The organism is Acetobacter pomorum, assembly GCF_002738225.1.
In the GTDB taxonomy this organism is placed as follows: Bacteria; Pseudomonadota; Alphaproteobacteria; order Acetobacterales; family Acetobacteraceae; genus Acetobacter; species Acetobacter pomorum.
On record NZ_PEBQ01000109.1, the window covers coordinates 13,458 to 31,087 of the forward strand.

Here is a 17,630-nt window from a genome sequence, read left to right on the forward strand (position 1 = left end):
TGTTAGCGTGGATAAATGAAAAATACGCATCTAAAATAGTTGTTATATGCAGACAACGAGGTCGCCATGACAAATCAGGCACATTACACTCAGAATTTCTCTCCTCGGATTGATACGCTTGCACAAAGGCTTCGGCCAATTTTTGCACGTATTGCAGATGGAGCCATTGATCGGGAAGAAAACCGTATTCTGGCTCATGAAGCGGTAAAATGGTTACAGGATGCCGGATTTGGCGCGTTGCGTGTGCCTGTCTGTTATGGGGGGTATGGTGCCAGTCTGCCTGAAACCTTTGCATTGCTGGCTGAATTGGCTGAAGCAGATTCAAATCTTCCCCAGATATTTCGTGCACATTTTGCTTTTGTTGAGGGGCGTTTGCACGAAGGGGACAACCCGCAAGCTGTCTATTGGCTTGAGCAGGTGGCGCAGGGCATATTGTTTGGTGCTGCCATGGCAGAACTCACAAATAGCACAGGCACCACAACCACGCTTACGCGTTTTCTGCATGGGAAAAAGTCAAAATGGGTTCTGGATGGCACGAAATATTATTCTACCGGCACGCTCTATGCGTCATGGATAGTTGCTATTGCGACAGATGGCACTGATCGTATTCAGGTTGCTGTTCCCGTAGATGCACCCGGTGTAACCCGCGTTGATGATTGGGACGGTTTTGGCCAGCGCCTGACTGGAAGCGGCACCACACATTTTAAAAATGTTGTTATACCTGATGAAAATATCATTAACAGGACACCACTTTCTGAATTTCCTACAAACGAATACTTCACCACATATTATCAGCTTTTCCATCTGGCTACACTTGCAGGAATAGGGCGGGCAATTGTGCGCGATAGCGTGGCTTTTGTGCGTCCGCGTAAGCGCACCTTTGGTATCCCTGGGCAGGTTGCCCAAAGGCATGACCCATTGGTGCAGGGCGTGATTGGGCGGTTATCTGCGCTGTCATTTTCGGCTGATACATTGGTGGAAAAGGTAGCATGGGGGTTGGAAGCAACCTTTCCACAATGGGTAACAAGCCAGGAACATGGTCCTGCTTTTGATAAAGCGCAGGTGCAGGCCTATCAAGCGCAGCAGATTGTGGCAGGGCAAGTGTTAGAGGCCGCTAATCTGCTGTTTGAAGTAGGCGGAGCCTCAGCTACCAGCATTTCACGGCGTCTGGATCGCCATTGGCGTAACGCCCGCACGTTGGCCTCTCATAACCCACTGGTGCAACGACAGCGCGAACTTGGTGACCTGGTGCTCAATGGTACGGCATTTGGGTCTCGCTGGCGGGAAAAAGCAAGCGCTGTAACACCTTCTACATCCACAGATGTAAAGCAGGAACATGCGGCATGACAACGCACCCCAAACAGTTACACGTCAACCTGTTCGAGATGGCCTGCGTCAGCCATATCGTACACGGCATGTGGCGTGCGCCGGGCAATAATCGGCATCGGTTCGGAGAAATGTCATATTGGCTGGAAGTGGCAAAACTGGCCGAAGAAGGTTTGTTTGATGCCATTTTTCTTGCTGATGTTATAGGGACTTATGATCGCTTTGGCGATGGTACAGCAGCAGCCCTGCGTGAAGGGTTACAGATTCCCAATCTTGATCCTCTCATGCTGGTGCCCGCCATGGCTGCGGTTACAAAAAACCTTGGATTTGGCGTAACATTTTCCACAACATATGAGCCACCTTTTGCCTTTGCCCGGCGCATGGCAACGCTTGATCTGCTGACCGACGGGCGCGTGGGGTGGAACATTGTGACATCCTATTTGCGTAGTGCTGCCCGCAATTTCGGGCTGGAGGATGAAGTTCCGCATGATCAACGCTATGCCATCGCAGATGAATATCTGGATGTATTATACAAATTATGGGAAGGCAGTTGGGATGAGGATGCCGTTGTAAACAATGTGGCATCAGGGATTTACACCAATCCGAATAGTGTCAGACCAATCAATCATGATGGCCCGAATTTTCGCGTAGCAGGGCCTCATCTTGTTTCTCCCGGAAGGCAACGCACGCCAGTGTTGTTTCAGGCAACCGGGTCTGCCGCAGGACTGGAGTTTGCCGCACGCCATGCTGAGGTTGTGTTTATTGGTGGTCAGACAACAGAAGCGGTACGCGAAAACATTGCCCGCACGCGTACACGTGCACGCGCCCATGGCCGAAATGGTGATGACATCCGTTTTATTGTTATGGCCGGTATTGTTACAGATACCACACAGCACCTGGCTGAAAAAAAGCTAGAAAAATACCACCAGTATTACAGTGTCGAAGGAGCATTAATTCATGCTCAGGCGGAAATTGATCTGCGGCGCTATCCGGCAGATGCACGTATTGGCGATATCCTGAAGCGTGAAGGCGTACCATTTGGCAATATGGGCCGACGTTTCCGTCCAGAACAAACAGTAGGCAGCGCATTGCGCCAGATTGCTTCGTTTGATGAAGGGCGTTTCTTTGTTGTGGGCACGCCAGAAAAAGTTGCGGATGAAATTGAACAATGGCTGGATATTGATGGGATTGATGGCATCAATCTGCGCCAGTACCATACGTTTGAAACAGCACGTGACTTTATTGATCTGATTGTACCTGTGTTGCAGCAGCGTGGTCGCTATCGCACTGCCTATACTCCGCATGAAACCTTGCGTGAGCGTCTGTTTACATCGGGACAACCGCATCTTCATAACCGACATTTCGGCAGCCGTTATCGTAATCCCAACGCGCTCAAGGCACCAGCTGAACCGCTTTTTCCCCAAGAAACATTTTCCAAGGCATCCTAATCATGTCCTACGTAGTTCCTGATAAGATCAATGTGCTCTGGTTCCTGCCAACCCACGGGGATAGCCGCTACCTAGGCACACAAAAAGGTGGCAGACCGGTTGATTTGCCCTACCTGCAGCAAGTGGCAAAAGCTGCTGATACACTGGGGTATTATGGTGTTTTAATTCCAACTGGTCGTAGTTGCGAAGATAGCTGGGTTGTGGCCTCGGCTTTGGCGCCTGTTACAGAACATCTGCGTTACCTGATAGCTGTCAGGCCGGGCTTGCTCTCTCCCACTTTGGCTGCTCGCATGACCGCAACATTGGACCGTTTTTCCAACGGGCGGTTGCTGATCAATATTGTAACTGGTGGTGACCCGGCTGAAAACGCAGGGGATGGGCTATTTGCAGACCATGCCACACGGTATGAAATTACAGATGAATTTCTGGATATCTATCGTGCGCTATTACGCGGCGAGAATGTTAATTTTGAAGGAAAACATTTTACAATAAAAGACGGTCGTCTGTTGTTTCCAACTTATCAGAATGACGGTCCGCCATTGTATTTTGGTGGTTCATCAGAAGCTGCCACGCATATTGCCGCCAAGTCGATCGACAAATATCTGACATGGGGTGAACCCCCAGCACAGGTAGCAGAAAAAATCAGCCATGTGCGCAAATTGGCTCATGCTCAGGGGCGCGATGTATCCTTTGGCATTCGCTTGCACGTTATTGTACGTGAGACGACCGAAGAAGCATGGCATGAGGCCGACCGTCTGATCAGCCATCTGGATGATGCGACAATTGCAAAAGCTCAGCAAGTTTTTGCCCGGATGGATTCTGTAGGTCAGGCGCGTATGAGCGCACTACATGGAGGTCGACGCGATAAACTGGAAATCAGCCCCAACTTATGGGCTGGCGTTGGACTGGTGCGGGGCGGAGCGGGGACAGCACTGGTAGGGGACCCAGATACAGTTGCAGAGCGTATTGATGAATATCGCAGGCTCGGTATCGATACGTTCATTTTCTCAGGTTATCCGCACTTGGAGGAAGCCTACCAGTTTGGCGAACTCGTGTTGCCCAATTTGCCAACCGCGCATCCCGTGCGTGGCAAGGCAAACCTGAACAACATGGGGCCATTTGGTGAAACCATTGCGGGCGATCATCGCCCAACCCGCGCAGCCTGATTGCCGGATGGCTATCATGAACACCTCTTCGCATATTCCCCACGTTGCCATTATTGGCGGTGGTTTTAGCGGCGCTGCGCTGGCATGGCATCTTACACACCATTCCAACAGGCCCAAACGTATTACCGTATTTGAACCACGCCCGTTCCTGGGGGCAGGGTTGGCCTATGGCGCGACGGATCCACAACACCGCGTCAATGTACCTGCAACACGCATGAGTATTGATACGCAGCAGCCCGATGATTTTATCAACTGGATCAAGCAGACAAATGCGCTGGCCAATGATCCGGCAGCTTACAGGCCAGATGGAAGTGTTTTTCCCGCTCGTTCTGTATTTGGCCGCTATATCGCAGACCGACTAGCACCATTGTTGCACACAGGACAGGTGATACATCTGCGCCAACAGGTGGCAAGCGTATACAAAAGAGCAAATGAAGGCTGGGTTATCACGGATGGCCAAGGGCGTGCCATATCTGCTGATATCGTAGTTATTGCCACCAGCCATCCTGCACCGCAGCCTCCAAAACTTCTGCAAGATGCCTATTTGGGTTCTGCTCATCGTCCTGTTCTGGTTACCAATCCGTGGCAGCCCAATGCGTTTGATGGCATTGGTGCATCAGACCGTGTTTTGATTGTAGGCACAGGGTTAAGCATGGCGGATGCTGTGGTAGCCCTGACAGCGCACGGGCATACGGGACGGATTACAGCTATTTCTCGCCGGGGCCAGCGTTCACGGGGGCATACAGCAAGCAGTGTCAGCCCAGTTGGACAATTTATCTCTCCGCCATCACGTACTGCGTTACAGCTGCTCCGCCGTATACGTTATGAACTCGCGGCTAACCCTCATTTGCCTTGGCAGGCTTTGTTTGATCGTATTCGCGAACAGGCGCCTGCTATATGGGCTGCCCTTTCTCTAGCTGAACGCAAGAGGCTCATCCGGCATGTGCGTCCATTTTGGGATACGCATCGCTTCCGTATTGCCCCACAGGTGGAAGAGGTGCTGCACACACGTGAACGGGCTGGCACGCTGGAGGTTCTGGCTGGCCGCTTAACGGATGTGCAGATTGAACGCGGCAGGTTTGTAATCACCATCCGCCGTGGCACCACCACCGTGCAGCATGAGGCGTATGACGCCATCATTACCACAACCGGGCCGGCGCATGATGCCATTATCCATACGGTGCCCTTTATCCACCAACTGGCGGCTGCTGGTCTGGTGGAAATGGATGCAACAGACCTTGGCCTACACGTGGATGCAATAGGGCGCGCCTGTGTTGGCAGCAGGCATGAAAATACCCTGTTTGTGGCAGGTCCACTGGCACGTGGGCAATTTGGGGAGTTGATGGGGCTTCCTGAAGTGACACGTTATGCTGAAAAGCTGGCTGTTACGCTTGGTGCATTGTTGGCCTCTTTTCCTTCCCTTCATCATTCTGAACAGGAATGGGCAGCAACATGACCGCTATGGCTCAGACCAATCAGGATCGTCCCATCGTGCGTGATGCGGATGATATATCAGCCCTTGTTAACGCAGGCCCACAGGCCGGAAGTCACGCACGCATGGTTGTGGCGCTGGCATTGGGTGGGGTGTTTCTGGATGCTTATGATCTTACCACCTTGTCTTGGGGTATTTCGGATGTGCAGACACATTTTGGTTTATCTGCATTTCAGACAGGTCTTGTTGCCGCGGCACTAAATGCCGGAACCATAGTAGGCAGCCTTGTAGGCGGATGGTTAACGGACCGTATCGGGCGTTATGCTGTTTTTATGGCCGATATGGTGTGTTTTGTTATTGCCGCTTTGGTGGCGGGGTTTGCACCATCTGCCAGTATTCTGATTATGGCGCGTTTTGCCATGGGGTTTGGGGTAGGAATGGACCTGCCTGTAGCTATGGCGTTTCTATCAGAATTTTCGCGGCTGGAGGGGCGGGGCAGCAAGGCTGCCCATGCCGCCGCATGGTGCCCCACGTGGTACGCTGCCTCATCCGCTTGCTTCGTGATCGTATTTATTCTGTCCTACGTGTTGCCACCTGCGCATCCAGACTGGTTGTGGCGCGCATCTCTAGCATTTGGCGCGGTGCCAGCACTGGTTATTATTTTGGTGCGCGGGCGGTATATGAGCGAATCTCCAGTATGGATTGCACGCAGGGGAGATCTGGAGCGTGCAGCTGATATTCTGCGCCGCTCTTATGGTGTGAACCCTGTTGTCTGCCCGGCACGAGGACAAAAACCCGCAGTTGTGCATACAGATCCGTGGCGGCTGGTGCGCCAGCCACTGCTAAGACGCGGGCTGATTATTGCCAGCATGACGCTAATTAGCTCCATGTCTTACAACATCATTATATTCGGCTTGCCAACGCTTTTGGTCTCCATTGTGCACGCAAATGCCGCGCAGGTTGTGGTCATCTCCATTATTCTCAACCTTGTAGTGGCCTTTCCCGGAGGCCTGCTGGGGGTGCGCCTGGCGCGTAGTTTCCGTTCCCGCCCCATTATTCTGGCAGGTTACGTTCTGCAGGTGGTTGGTATTGGAACACTCGCGCTGATTGGCGTGCCTCATGGAACAGTAGGCGTTATTGCGGCGCTGGGCGGGTTTGCTGCTTTTCTGTTTGCGCAAGGCTTCGGTCCGGGATGCCAGCTCATGGTTTATCCAACCCTGAGTTATCCCACTGAATTGCGTGGACTGGGGATAGGTGTGGCCCGCCTGATTTCAGGCATTGGTGGCACGCTTATTCTTCTCTTTTTCCCGTGGATGAATACCCACCTTGGCCCGGCAATGTTCTGGCTGGTGCTGCTTGCTCCGCTGGCAGGCGTGATGATTGCCTTTTTCTCGCGCTGGGATGTGTTCGGTTACGATCCCGACATGGATCCCGCATTGCGCCAGCAGTTTATGCCTGTGCGGCGCAATACAGGAGCTGCTGCGCCTGAACTGTTATTTTCCACCGATACCAGGAACTGATTTACCATGACCAATATTGTTGCGCCGTTTGGTTATACCCCTCCAGATGAAGAAACAGTAAGTGCCGATATCTTCCGTAATGGCATGGCTGCGTTATCCAGTGCGGTTACAGTTGTTACTACGGATGGACCACATGGCCCGCATGGGTTTACGGCATCGGCAGTCTGCAGTGTTTCCGATACACCGCCAACCCTACTGGTTTGCGTAAACCGCAGCACAAGTGCGCATCCTTATATTCTGGAACATGGTGTTCTGGCCATTAATGTTTTGCATGAAGGGCAGGATCATCTCTCAAATGCGTTTAGCAGCAGATCACGTTCTATGGCTGAGCGTTTTGCTGCGGGAAAGTGGCACAAGGGCCTAACCGGTGCACCAGTTTTGGATGATGCGCTGGTCAGCTTTGATTGTCGGATACGTGAAATACGTGATGTTGGCACTCATACGGTTATTATTGCCCATGTGGTTGATGCCACGATGGGTGAGGCTGGCATACGCTCCGGACTTGTCTGGTTTAATAGGCAGTACAATCAAACCATACCCAAATAAAAACTTCCCAATGCTTGCGTAAAGGCAATCCTGAAATGTGTACACGATAAGAATTGATGAAATGAAAAAGCAATATTCACAAAATACGCATGCTTATGCATACACAGATGGAATCATCCCCTATGCTGCGGATACCCGTAAACCTCCTTTCTGGCAGATATTTCTCCCGTTCGCGCTTTCTGTCACATCGTACAACATTGGTGGTCAGCTCTTATCTGCTGGGCTTTACACCAGCGGCCTGGGCAGCAGATAGAACGCCCTTAAATCATGTAAAGCATAGTTCTAAAATACACTCTGCTCCACTTGCGCGGCAGAAGTCTTCATCAAAAACTACCAGTAAAACTCCAACAACGTCTTCTCAACCGGAAGTTATATCCGTTTCACGGCATCGCATGACACCAGCGGCGCGAGCAGAAGCGCGCTTGGCGTCCATTCCCGGTGCTACCAGCGTGATTGACGCGCAGAAAGTTCTAAAGGGCCGTAACTTTACCAACGCAGATGCTCTCTCGTTCCAGCCAGGTGTGTTTGCGCAGTCTTCAGGTGGAGGAGATGGCTTGCGGATTTCTATCCGTGGGTCTGGCATTGCAACAGGCACCAATTACTTCCGTTCTGGCCTGCTTATGATGTTTGACGGCCTGCCAGTTACAACACCCGCAGGCACGCCATATGAATTATTTGAACCTCTCGGCCTGCGCTATACAGAAGTATTGCGTGGAGCGAATGCGTTTGATTATGGCGGCATGCAACTTGGTGGTGCGCTCAATTACGTTTCAATGACTGGTTATGATGCGCAACGCTATCAGGCCCGGATAGAGGCGGGGAGTTTTGGTTATGTTAAAGAGCAACTGAGTTCTGGCGGTGTGTTTGGTAAGTTCGATTACTATATCAGCGCGACAAATTCGTATCGCGGTGGGTATCAGAATAATACCGAGGCTAGCAGTTTTGGGCTGAATACCAATTTTGGTTACCGTTTTAATGATCGTATTTCCACAAGAGCCTTTTTTCGATATCGGCAAACCAACAATGGTTATCCTGGTTATCTGACGCGCGATCAGATTTTATCCAATCCCAAACAAGCGCAATCGCCATATTACGAGTGGGGCTCGCACCGAACTCAGCCGGGCACGAAGTATTATGGGTCTATGACCACCATCCGTATTGATGATCATTCAAAAATCGAATTTGGTGGCAATTATCAAGATGCACCCATTGATATTCAGCAAACAGCATCTTCCCAGATATGGGGTTATAAGACAATTGCCGGTGTTCTGAATTACGATCGGCATGATGTACTGGCAGGCCATAAGAGCGACACACAGTTTGGTATTCTCAGTTATAGCGATATTGAGGCATGGCAACGTAACCGCATCCGCGCCAGCAGTGTATTTGGTGGTTTGGAAAACGGCACATTACTGCGCAATGTCAAATATGGTGGCACAGAAAATTATTTTCATCTGCGCAATAATACGGAAGTGGCGCACAATTTGTGGCTGACCGCAGCCGGTGCTTTAGCATTTATCAAACGAACTTCAGATGTAACTTACCCTAATCATGATTATCTCCACACAGGTTCGGTCAATTTTATTCCGCGTGGCGGGTTTCGTTATATTCCAGACGAACACGTAGAAATATACGGTAATGTAAGCCGCAGCCTGCAACCACCTAATGATTGGAACTACAATTACGCAGGAAGTTATTATAACGCAGCCAGCTATCCGTTACAGGCTGCTGCTGGGGAGAACTCTACATCTGGCCGTCTGCGTAACCAGACTGCAACGACATTTGAGATTGGAACCACAGGCCACTATTTTCATAATAAATGGAGCGTGAGTTACTATCATTCCTCGGTGCATAATGAACTACTGACAGTTATGACACCGGAATCCCTTGCTGCTGGTACATCCATATATGGCAATGCTTCCGCCACTATGCATCAGGGCGTTGAAGCTTCTCTGGAAACGGAACTTCTCAAATGGGCAGGTAATACGCTGTCATTACGGCAGGCCTATACGTATCAAGACTTCCGTTACAAACATGATTCTGTTTTTGGGCATAATCGTTTGCCGGGTATTCCTGAACATTTCTATCAAGGTGAAGTTCATCTGGATATGCGGAATGGATTTTACGCCAGCTTTAACGCGCAGGTTTCATCCAAAGTTGGTGCATCTTATGACATGACGTATTTTGCGCCATCATATCATATCTATAATGCCAATATTGGCTATTCATGGCCCAAAAAACATCGTGAAATATTCATAAGCTTTAATAACCTTGCCAATACGCATTACGCGGCCATTGTTGTGCCTGGTTATCAGGCCGCGGGCAAACAGCTCTCGGTTATGCAGCCCGGGGATGGTTTTGGGGTGTTTGTTGGCGCGTCACTAGGGTTTGACTGACCTACCAGGTAATTCTGAACGGACATACTGAAATGAAAGAAATCCGTCTTAATGCGTTTGACATGAACTGCGTATCCCATCAGGCCAGCGGACTATGGAGGCACCCGCGCGATCAATCGGATCAATATCATACCCTGCAATACTGGACCAATCTAGCGCGCACGCTTGAACGCGGTTTGTTTGATGCTTTGTTTCTTGCCGATGTTCTTGGCATTTACGATGTATATGGCTCTTCTCCCGATGCGGCTTTGCGCAATGCCGCGCAGGTTCCTGTTAATGACCCCGCCATGTTGATTTCGGCCATGGCATTGGTAACACGCAATCTGGGGTTTGGCCTGACGGCAACATTATCTTACGAACATCCGTTTCCTTTTGCGCGGCGTATGTCCACCTTAGATCATCTGACACAAGGGCGGATAGGATGGAATATTGTAACGGGATACTTGAATAGTGCAGCAAAAAGCACTGGAAAAACGCAGCAGTTTTCTCACGATATCCGTTATGAAATGGCTGATGAATATATGCAGGTTGTTTACAAGCTGTGGGAAGAAAGCTGGGAGGATAACGCTGTGCAACGTGATCGTAACAGTGGGATTTTTACCGACCCAACCAAAATACATCCTGTAAGGTATGATGGTAAATACTTTACAGTAGATGCCATACATTTGGCGGAACCATCACCACAGCGAACACCAGTCTTATTTCAGGCTGGAGCATCCAGGCGAGGGCAACATTTTGCAGGAGCGCATGCTGAATGTGTTTTTATTGCGGGGCCATCTAAGGAAATTGTCTGCAAAACAGTTGTGAGCATACGTGACCAAGCCAGGCTTCAAGGACGCCGGACTGAACAGCCACTTATTTTCTCTTTATTGACTATTATAACAGCACCAACTCGAGAGGCTGCTTGGAAGAAATATGAAGATTATAAACAGTATATCAGTCTGGAAGGAGCACTTACCCTTTTGTCAGGGTGGACTGGTGTTGATTTTTCGCAGTACGAACTTGATGAACCCATAAGGCACGTGCGGAATGATGCTATTAATTCTGCCATTGATGCCCTGACAATTCTCAATCCAGACAAGATATGGACAGTAGGTGAGTTGGCGCGACATGCAGCAATTGGTGGGATGGGAGTGACAATTGTTGGCAGTCCTACAGAAATTGCTGATCAGATGGAAGCCTGGATGGAAGAAACAGGTATTGATGGGTTTAATCTGGCCTATGCTGTAGCCCCTGAAACGTTTGAGGATATTGTAGATCTTATTATTCCTGAACTTCAGAGGCGCGGACGCTATAAAACAGCTTACCAGCCAGGAACACTGCGTAACAAACTGTTTGGCCGTGGTGAGCGACTTGATAACGCCTATATTGGGGGCTGATATTGATCGGACACTCCAATAATGACCCTACGGCGTGTCGTCAGTTAAGCACTGACCATGTGCCGTGAGGGTTGTACTTTCTGTCGCCCTGTGCTGACTGTTTTCCCGGTTTTGAGGGAGAGAAACAGATGCGGCGCTATGGTTTACGCGATGACCAGTGGGAGCGGATAAAGGACCTCCTCCCCGGTCGTGAGGGTCATGTCGGAGGCACTGCTGCAGACAACCGCCTTTTCGTAGAAGCTGTGCTGTATCGCTATCGTGCGGGCATTCCATGGCGCGACCTTCCGGCCCGTTTCGGGGACTGGAAAAACGTGCACCGGCGACTGCGCCGCTGGTGTGAAACTGGTGTGATCGAACGGATATTTCGCCATCTCGCTGCGGATCATGACAATGAATACATGATGATCGACAGCACCATTGTCCGGGCGCATCAGCATAGTGCCGGAGCTCTCAAAAAAGGGGCACGGATCAGGCCATCGAACGATCACGAGGCGGACTGAGCACAAAGATCCATGCCATCTGCGATGCCCTGGGCAATCCGGTGGAGATCGACATCACACCGGGTCAGGATGCGGATATCAACCGGGCGGAACCGATGCTGGAAAACATCGATCCGGATGCCTTCCTTGCTGACAGGGCGTATGACGCAGACAGGTTGATGGACCGATTGACAGAGCGTGGGATTACCCCGGTTATACCGCCAAAACGCAATAGAACGATGCAGCGGGAAACCGACTTCGCCCTTTACAGGGAACGTAATCTTGTCGAGCGGTTCTTCAATAAACTCAAACAGTTCCGTGCCATCGCAACCCGCTACGATAAACTGAAATCAACCTTCCTCGCAGCCGTCCAGTTCGCCTCAATCATCATCCTGCTTAACTGACGACACGCTGTAGGCTCAGGACCTATTAATTTCTTGAACTGAGTAGGTTGTTGTGATTCACAGGCTTACCGATGGAGATGAGGCTGTGAGTGATGTGTTTTTGCTATTTGAGAGCCAGATGAGGCGGATTGAGCCATTTTTCCCTCAGGCACATGGAAGTACCACGCGTGGATGACCGGCGTGTTCTGAGCGGGATCGTTTATGTAATCCGCAATGGCTTTTAGTGGAAAGACGCCCCGAAAGCGTATGGTCCGCACAAGACTTTGTATAATCGCTTCACCCGGTGGAGCCGCCTGGGTGTCTTTGAGCGGATATTCGTCGCCCTGGCAGAACAGGCTGGCCGTTCGAAGCGTCTGATGATTGACGCCACACATCTGAAAGCACACCGGACAGCGGCCTCTCTGCTCAAAAAGGGGCTTTTCCCCGCCATATCGGACGGACAAAAGGCGGCCTGAACTCAAAACGCCATGCCGTGTGTGATGGCCAGGGCCGGCCTGTCCGGCTGCGTCTAACCGCAGGTCAGGTCAGTGACTTCAAAGGAGCAGACGTGCTTCTGGCAGATCTTCCCGACGAGACAGAAGAAGTTATCGGGGATAGAGGCCATGACAGCAACCGGATCCGGTTATTGCTTGCGCCATTTCTGGCGGTACTGGGTCACAAATCGCAAAGGGCGATGTGTCCGGCTTAAATTGCTGGCCTGATTGGACCTCTATCCGCGTTCGATCCTGCGCCGTGTTGCCGTTATCCGGATTGCCCAACGCGCAGGCTTGTCTCTTGCTGAAATCAGGGAGGCGCTTGAGACCCTTCCAGACGGGCGCCAACCCACGATGCGAGATTGGCGCCGAATGTCAGCGGCATGGCGGGAATCTTTGCAGGATCGGATTGAAAACCTTCTTAAATTGCGGGAGCAACTTGATCTCTGCATTGGCTGCGGCTGCCTGTCGCTGACAGACTGTCCATTGCGAAATCCGGGAGATATCAAAGGACAAAAACCGTAGATTAAATAAGAGGCTGCAATATCATTTGGGTTAACATGGGCAATAAACTGATTGTGTTTCCTGCAAGCTGGTTATCTGAATCAGTTTTGCAATTTTCGGAATGCAGAGTTTGCCAACAAATACCAAATTCTGTTTGCTGAAGCGCACAAGCAACATAATTTGAATAATTGAGAAAAATGGTGAGCCTACGAAACAAAAATTGTCAGGTTAAACAGCGAGATCATGCGACAATGAGACGACAGGCACATTTGCATGGTCTTGAAACTTTGTCTGCCAATTATTTTCGTCAGAATTTCAAGCCGCATGCCCACGGAGAATACATCTTCGGGGTTATTGAACGCGGTGTTCATGCAGTCTGGTGCAGAGGAAGTATGAATTTCGTGCCAGCAGGTTCAGTCGTTACCATGCGTCCTGGAGATGTGCATTATGGTGGTGCGGCAGACAGATCGGGCTGGCGTCAGCGTATGCTTTATATCAGTGAGCAGGGCATTCGTAATATTTTGTCCGATATGGCCGATAAGGAAATCTGCCGCAATCTGGATTTTAATGCAGCGTTTCATGCTACGCCGTCTTTGGCGCGACGCTTCATCATGTGGCATGCCATGCTGCATGAATCCTCTTCATCGTTGGCACGAAATGTCGCACTTGATAGCATCATGCAGGCCATTCTAAACGAACTTGCACCAGAAACCATACCAGAAGAGCGTCGCCAACCTGATGGGCGTATTCTTGATGCTATTGAATATCTGAAATCTCGCGTCGAGGAGGATGTGTCACTGGCTGAATTATGTGTGGTAGCGGGTCTACGCCGCAGACAGACTATATCCGCCTTTCGCCGTTACACAGGTTTGCCGCCTCATGCGTGGCATCTTCAGCAAAAGATTGAACGGGTGAAGCATCTCTTGCGAACTGGTATGTCAGCAACACAGGCAGCAGCGGAAACTGGCTTTGCGGACCAGAGCCATATGGCCCGACACTTTCATGCAATTGTCGGAATGACCCCGGGAACCTTTGCTCGCGGCTGACAGCGCACTTTTGTTCTATTTTTTATCCGTCCGCCTATCGTAAGCGAATTGTCTTCGATAAAGGCGGAGCACAAGAAGTGATAAAACACTCGAAAGGATCTGAAAGCACAACACTGTGGGCCGATCTGGCAGTGCTGGGTGTTGCCGTGACATGGGGAGCCAGTTATCCGGTCGCCAAAAGTGCATTGGCGTATGCGCCGGCTCTTCTGTTGATCTTCTATCGCTTTACAGCAACCGCAATAATTATGCTTCTCTTTGCAAAACGGGATCTGGCTTCGGCATCACCACATGATCTGGGCGTCGGGATAGTATTAGGGGGAATCTTATTTTCAGTCTTTGTGGCTGAAACGTGGGGCATCTCGCTGACGACGGCGACCAATGCTGCCCTCATCATATCGCTTTGCACGCTCATTACACCATTCCTGGACTTTGGGTTGAAGAAACGCTTACCTCCTTATGGCGTGGTGACAGGCGCGCTTGTCGGGATTATTGGCGTAGCACTTCTTTCGGGAGGAATAACCGGGTTCGGACTGGGGGAGGTGTTGATACTACTCGCGGCAATATTGCGTGCAATCATGGTGGTCTCAACAAAGCGTCTTACAACTGGACGCATGATATCGTCTGCGGCCCTCACTGCGCTACAGGCTGTAACAGTTGCAGTGTTTTCGCTGATTGTATTTCTGCTTCTCGGTAGATCGGATATTCTTTTGGTTGATGCTGGGCCAAGATTCTTGGGGGCCGTTGGCTTTTTGTCGCTTTTTTGCACTATTGCGGCCTTTTACATCCAGAATGCAGCCATTCGACGAACAACACCAACTCGTGTCAGCCTCTTGATGGGAACAGAACCGCTGTTTGGTTTTGTTATGTCGTGGTTGCTTCTCTCCGAACCCGTGACGGCTATGACCTTACTCGGCGCGGCATTGATTGTCAGCGGTACGTTCTTTGCCCTATGTTCTTGATCCATAGTCGACAGACGGTGAACGCCTCAGTGTGGTCCAGTTCTGGGTAATCATAATCGTCGAAAACACGACAGGCGTTCTACCCCGAAATAGTTATCGTGAAGTCCATAAACGGCGAGGCAATTATTAGCGGCTGAACGAGTATTGTAGATCGAAAGATGTCGTGAAAATGAACTCTACGAATGACTGCTTGGGGGGGAGTGCGGAAGGTCGGCTTTATGTTTGAAGGCAATAAAAAGCGGCCATAGAAATTGAAAGGAGATGTCTTGCTGCCGTCCGGCATACTGTTTGCTATGATGGCGCGATGACTCGCAAGAAACCCATAAAAATTGCATTAACCAAGCAAGTCCCTCTTTCGAGACGACAGGAGTGGAAAAAGATATTTCCTCTTCTTTGCATCATAGTGTTTCTATTTTCTGGGGCTGTGGGACTAAGAATATTTCTGACGTCGCAGCAGCATACACAGATTGGCGGCCCTTACACTCTGGTTAATGGCCATGGGCAGACTGTCAGTCAGGCGGCTTTTGAGGGGCGTTATACGCTTCTGTATTTTGGCTATACACACTGTGTGGACGTCTGCCCGTTGACACTTGCGACTGTGTCAGCCGCTCTTGATGAGCTTGGTAAGCGGGGACAAAGTATTATTCCCGTGTTCATTTCAGTTGATCCCGAACGTGATACTCCTGCAGTGTTACAGGAGTATGTTGAGCGTTTCTCCTCTCATATTGTCGGTCTGACGGGATCCGAAAGACAGCTTCAGCCGGTTATGAAGGCATTTCATGTCTCGGCACGACGTCATGCCTCCAATGGCTCAGGCTATCTCGTCGATCATAGTTCGCTTCTTTACCTCATGGACGGACACAACCATCTGGTTGGCATGATCCCCGTTGATGCCAGTGCTCATCAGATTGCAAGCGAACTCAGACGGCTCTTGCCATCCCCGTGATGTCAGGTCGGACCTAATCTCGCAAACATCCGGTTTGCGAGAACCAGAACAAGTAATGCGACCCCCAGTTCTGGTAGAAGCAGCCCCAGAATCACAAGGGTCGTCATACCAACAACTCCATATTTCTGAGAAGGCAAAGCGGGTGGAGCCCCCAAGGAGCCCACAGGTTTGCGTCTAAGCCACAATACTGTTGCGGCACTACTCATCATCAGTAAACCCATTGCCACTAAAAGGTTAATGGCCTGGTTCATCTTTCCAAAAAGCTGGCCCTCATGCGCTGCAACGCCGTAGCCAATGATCCGATCCATAAGACCTTTCTGGGCAAACGTTTCCTGTGTCATCACATGGCCGTCGGATGTGACCGTCACACTTTCCCGCAAAGGTCGGTTTTGCGTGTCGGAACGCACAGTCCATAGAGAGCCAGACGGTGTAATGATTACCGGAATTGGCAGGGAAAGAGTGCTCGCAGTCTGTACAACAGTATCCAAACTACTCAGCAAATCTCCTTCCGGAAAAGAGGTGGAGGCGGCTGGCATGTCCATGCCGGGCATATCCATACTGTCTTTTGCTGGAAGTCTCTGTGATTGTCCCAGCGGGTGCCCGGCAATGACTGTGGCAGCTGGAACCGCGCCAATTTCCCAGTCTTTGACAGAGGTCAGGCGACCAACCGTGTTTTCGACCGATTGTAGAGCGTGCCCCCAGACGAAAGACCACGGTAGACCGGATACCAGAAACAGCACCAGAAACACTGACGTCCAAACACCCGTGACCGCATGGAGATCCCGCCAGCGGGTCCGTCCCTTTGCTCCAAGGCGTGGATAGACAACCCCTGTCAGTCCGCGCTGGTGACGTGGCCACCAGAGCAGCACGCCTGTCACAATGAGCACAATGGTCCATGATGCAACCATTTCCATAATGACAGAACCCACATTACCCAGCAGCAACTGTCCATGCAGACGGAAAACCAGCCGCTCAAATCTGCTTTCTTCCAGAACAGTTTTCAGAACTGTATGGGTGTTCCTGTCCACATAGACGCGCACCGCTTCTCCGTCCGGCTTGCTGACAAGAACACGCGCAGCACTCTGCAAAGTCCGGGGAAGTTCATAAGCCAGAAAAGCCCCCTGCGGCACTGCGGATAAAGCTGCCCGAACGTCCCGCTCGGGAGAGGGCGACAAGGCTACGGGCAGATGGTCATATCGCCAGTCAATCCAGTCATCAATTTGAGGTTTGAAAAGATAAACCGCCCCGGTCAGAGAAAGAAAGGCCACAAAAGGTAGGCAGAACAGCCCTGCAAAGAAATGCCAGCGCCAGAGCGTGCGACGGTCTGGCCAGAGAGTGGCACTGTGTATGGTCATGGTACTATCCCTCAAAACCTGATGCGCACGCCGCCGAAATACGCACGGGGCGAACCTGCGTAGATGGAACCTGTGCTGTTCATGAGTGTCGTGGTTCCGGCCTGCTGACCATTGGTCTGCAGTTTATCGCTGATGTTTGTGGCTCCCGCGATATAGGTCTGGTTGGCTACGTTTTGCACTTCGAAATACCAGTGCAAACGATGTGCCCAGCCAAACCGGGCGGGGGGATCATAATGTATTTCAAGATTAAG

The 17,630-nt window shown here is 50.8% G+C and carries 14 protein-coding genes and 2 pseudogenes; 14 read left to right on the forward strand and 2 right to left on the reverse strand.

What is annotated here, in order from left to right; genetic code table 11:
* The first annotated feature begins 66 nt into the window (after window positions 1–66).
* The 14 genes and pseudogenes from CSR02_RS08320 (at window position 67) to CSR02_RS08395 (ending at window position 16,024) form a co-directional block, all read left to right on the forward strand.
* The gene (locus tag CSR02_RS08320; protein WP_099541247.1) at window positions 67–1,347 is read left to right on the forward strand and encodes an acyl-CoA dehydrogenase family protein; all 1,281 of its coding nucleotides are present in this window, start codon (window positions 67–69) and stop codon (window positions 1,345–1,347) included.
* Window positions 1,344–2,774: an LLM class flavin-dependent oxidoreductase gene (locus CSR02_RS08325; RefSeq protein ID WP_099541248.1), complete on the forward strand. Its 1,431-nt coding sequence runs from the start codon at window positions 1,344–1,346 to the stop codon at window positions 2,772–2,774. Before CSR02_RS08320 ends, CSR02_RS08325 begins: the two co-directional genes overlap by 4 nt.
* 2 nt (window positions 2,775–2,776) lie before the next feature.
* Window positions 2,777–3,940: an FMNH2-dependent alkanesulfonate monooxygenase gene (gene ssuD / locus CSR02_RS08330; protein WP_099541249.1), complete on the forward strand. Its 1,164-nt coding sequence runs from the start codon at window positions 2,777–2,779 to the stop codon at window positions 3,938–3,940.
* A gap of 7 nt (window positions 3,941–3,947) precedes the next feature.
* Window positions 3,948–5,396: an FAD/NAD(P)-binding protein gene (locus CSR02_RS08335; protein WP_099541250.1), complete on the forward strand. Its 1,449-nt coding sequence runs from the start codon at window positions 3,948–3,950 to the stop codon at window positions 5,394–5,396.
* A gap of 5 nt (window positions 5,397–5,401) precedes the next feature.
* The gene (locus CSR02_RS08340; protein WP_099541265.1) at window positions 5,402–6,892 is read left to right on the forward strand and encodes an MFS transporter; all 1,491 of its coding nucleotides are present in this window, start codon (window positions 5,402–5,404) and stop codon (window positions 6,890–6,892) included.
* Between the two features lie 6 nt (window positions 6,893–6,898).
* The gene (locus tag CSR02_RS08345) at window positions 6,899–7,438 is read left to right on the forward strand and encodes a flavin reductase (protein WP_099541252.1); all 540 of its coding nucleotides are present in this window, start codon (window positions 6,899–6,901) and stop codon (window positions 7,436–7,438) included.
* Window positions 7,439–7,560: 122 nt separating this feature from the next.
* Complete coding sequence (locus tag CSR02_RS08355) at window positions 7,561–9,834, forward strand: TonB-dependent receptor family protein (protein ID WP_183172702.1); 2,274 nt, start codon at window positions 7,561–7,563, stop codon at window positions 9,832–9,834.
* 32 nt (window positions 9,835–9,866) lie between these two features.
* On the forward strand, window positions 9,867–11,213 hold the full coding sequence (locus CSR02_RS08360; RefSeq protein ID WP_099541258.1) for an LLM class flavin-dependent oxidoreductase: 1,347 nt from the start codon (window positions 9,867–9,869) through the stop codon (window positions 11,211–11,213).
* 128 nt (window positions 11,214–11,341) lie between these two features.
* A protein-coding gene (locus CSR02_RS08365) for an IS5 family transposase (protein ID WP_099541259.1) occupies window positions 11,342–12,096 on the forward strand; the annotation gives its coding sequence in 2 pieces (ribosomal slippage) (window positions 11,342–11,681 and window positions 11,681–12,096; 756 coding nt in all).
* An 85-nt stretch (window positions 12,097–12,181) separates the two neighbouring features.
* A pseudogene (locus CSR02_RS17010) lies at window positions 12,182–12,718 on the forward strand (IS5 family transposase); the annotation flags it as partial.
* A gap of 79 nt (window positions 12,719–12,797) precedes the next feature.
* The gene (gene soxR / locus CSR02_RS08375) at window positions 12,798–13,094 is read left to right on the forward strand and encodes a redox-sensitive transcriptional activator SoxR (RefSeq protein ID WP_264820583.1); all 297 of its coding nucleotides are present in this window, start codon (window positions 12,798–12,800) and stop codon (window positions 13,092–13,094) included.
* A gap of 230 nt (window positions 13,095–13,324) precedes the next feature.
* Window positions 13,325–14,119: an AraC family transcriptional regulator gene (locus CSR02_RS08385; RefSeq protein WP_099541262.1), complete on the forward strand. Its 795-nt coding sequence runs from the start codon at window positions 13,325–13,327 to the stop codon at window positions 14,117–14,119.
* 77 nt (window positions 14,120–14,196) lie between these two features.
* Window positions 14,197–15,078 (forward strand): DMT family transporter, encoded by an 882-nt coding sequence (locus CSR02_RS08390; protein WP_099541263.1) that lies wholly within the window; start codon window positions 14,197–14,199, stop codon window positions 15,076–15,078.
* Window positions 15,079–15,382: 304 nt separating this feature from the next.
* Window positions 15,383–16,024 (forward strand): SCO family protein, encoded by a 642-nt coding sequence (locus CSR02_RS08395; RefSeq protein WP_087652255.1) that lies wholly within the window; start codon window positions 15,383–15,385, stop codon window positions 16,022–16,024.
* A 2-nt stretch (window positions 16,025–16,026) separates the two neighbouring features.
* Here the strand turns inward: CSR02_RS08395 and CSR02_RS08400 are convergent, their stop codons facing one another.
* Together CSR02_RS08400 and CSR02_RS08405 are read right to left on the reverse strand one after the other, a co-directional pair.
* Window positions 16,027–17,379 (reverse strand): PepSY-associated TM helix domain-containing protein, encoded by a 1,353-nt coding sequence (locus CSR02_RS08400; RefSeq protein WP_087652254.1) that lies wholly within the window; start codon window positions 17,377–17,379, stop codon window positions 16,027–16,029.
* Window positions 17,380–17,390: 11 nt separating this feature from the next.
* Window positions 17,391–17,630: pseudogene (locus tag CSR02_RS08405) on the reverse strand (TonB-dependent receptor); the annotation flags it as partial.

Coding starts and splice junctions, on each gene's coding strand:
- CSR02_RS08320 (WP_099541247.1), top strand. CDS start 67: ATGACAAATCAGGCACATTACACTCAGAATTTCTCTCCTCGGATTGAT.
- CSR02_RS08325 (WP_099541248.1), top strand. CDS start 1,344: ATGACAACGCACCCCAAACAGTTACACGTCAACCTGTTCGAGATGGCC.
- ssuD (WP_099541249.1), top strand. CDS start 2,777: ATGTCCTACGTAGTTCCTGATAAGATCAATGTGCTCTGGTTCCTGCCA.
- CSR02_RS08335 (WP_099541250.1), top strand. CDS start 3,948: ATGGCTATCATGAACACCTCTTCGCATATTCCCCACGTTGCCATTATT.
- CSR02_RS08340 (WP_099541265.1), top strand. CDS start 5,402: ATGGCTCAGACCAATCAGGATCGTCCCATCGTGCGTGATGCGGATGAT.
- CSR02_RS08345 (WP_099541252.1), top strand. CDS start 6,899: ATGACCAATATTGTTGCGCCGTTTGGTTATACCCCTCCAGATGAAGAA.
- CSR02_RS08355 (WP_183172702.1), top strand. CDS start 7,561: ATGCTGCGGATACCCGTAAACCTCCTTTCTGGCAGATATTTCTCCCGT.
- CSR02_RS08360 (WP_099541258.1), top strand. CDS start 9,867: ATGAAAGAAATCCGTCTTAATGCGTTTGACATGAACTGCGTATCCCAT.
- CSR02_RS08385 (WP_099541262.1), top strand. CDS start 13,325: ATGAGACGACAGGCACATTTGCATGGTCTTGAAACTTTGTCTGCCAAT.
- CSR02_RS08395 (WP_087652255.1), top strand. CDS start 15,383: ATGACTCGCAAGAAACCCATAAAAATTGCATTAACCAAGCAAGTCCCT.
- CSR02_RS08400 (WP_087652254.1), bottom strand. CDS start 17,379: ATGACCATACACAGTGCCACTCTCTGGCCAGACCGTCGCACGCTCTGG.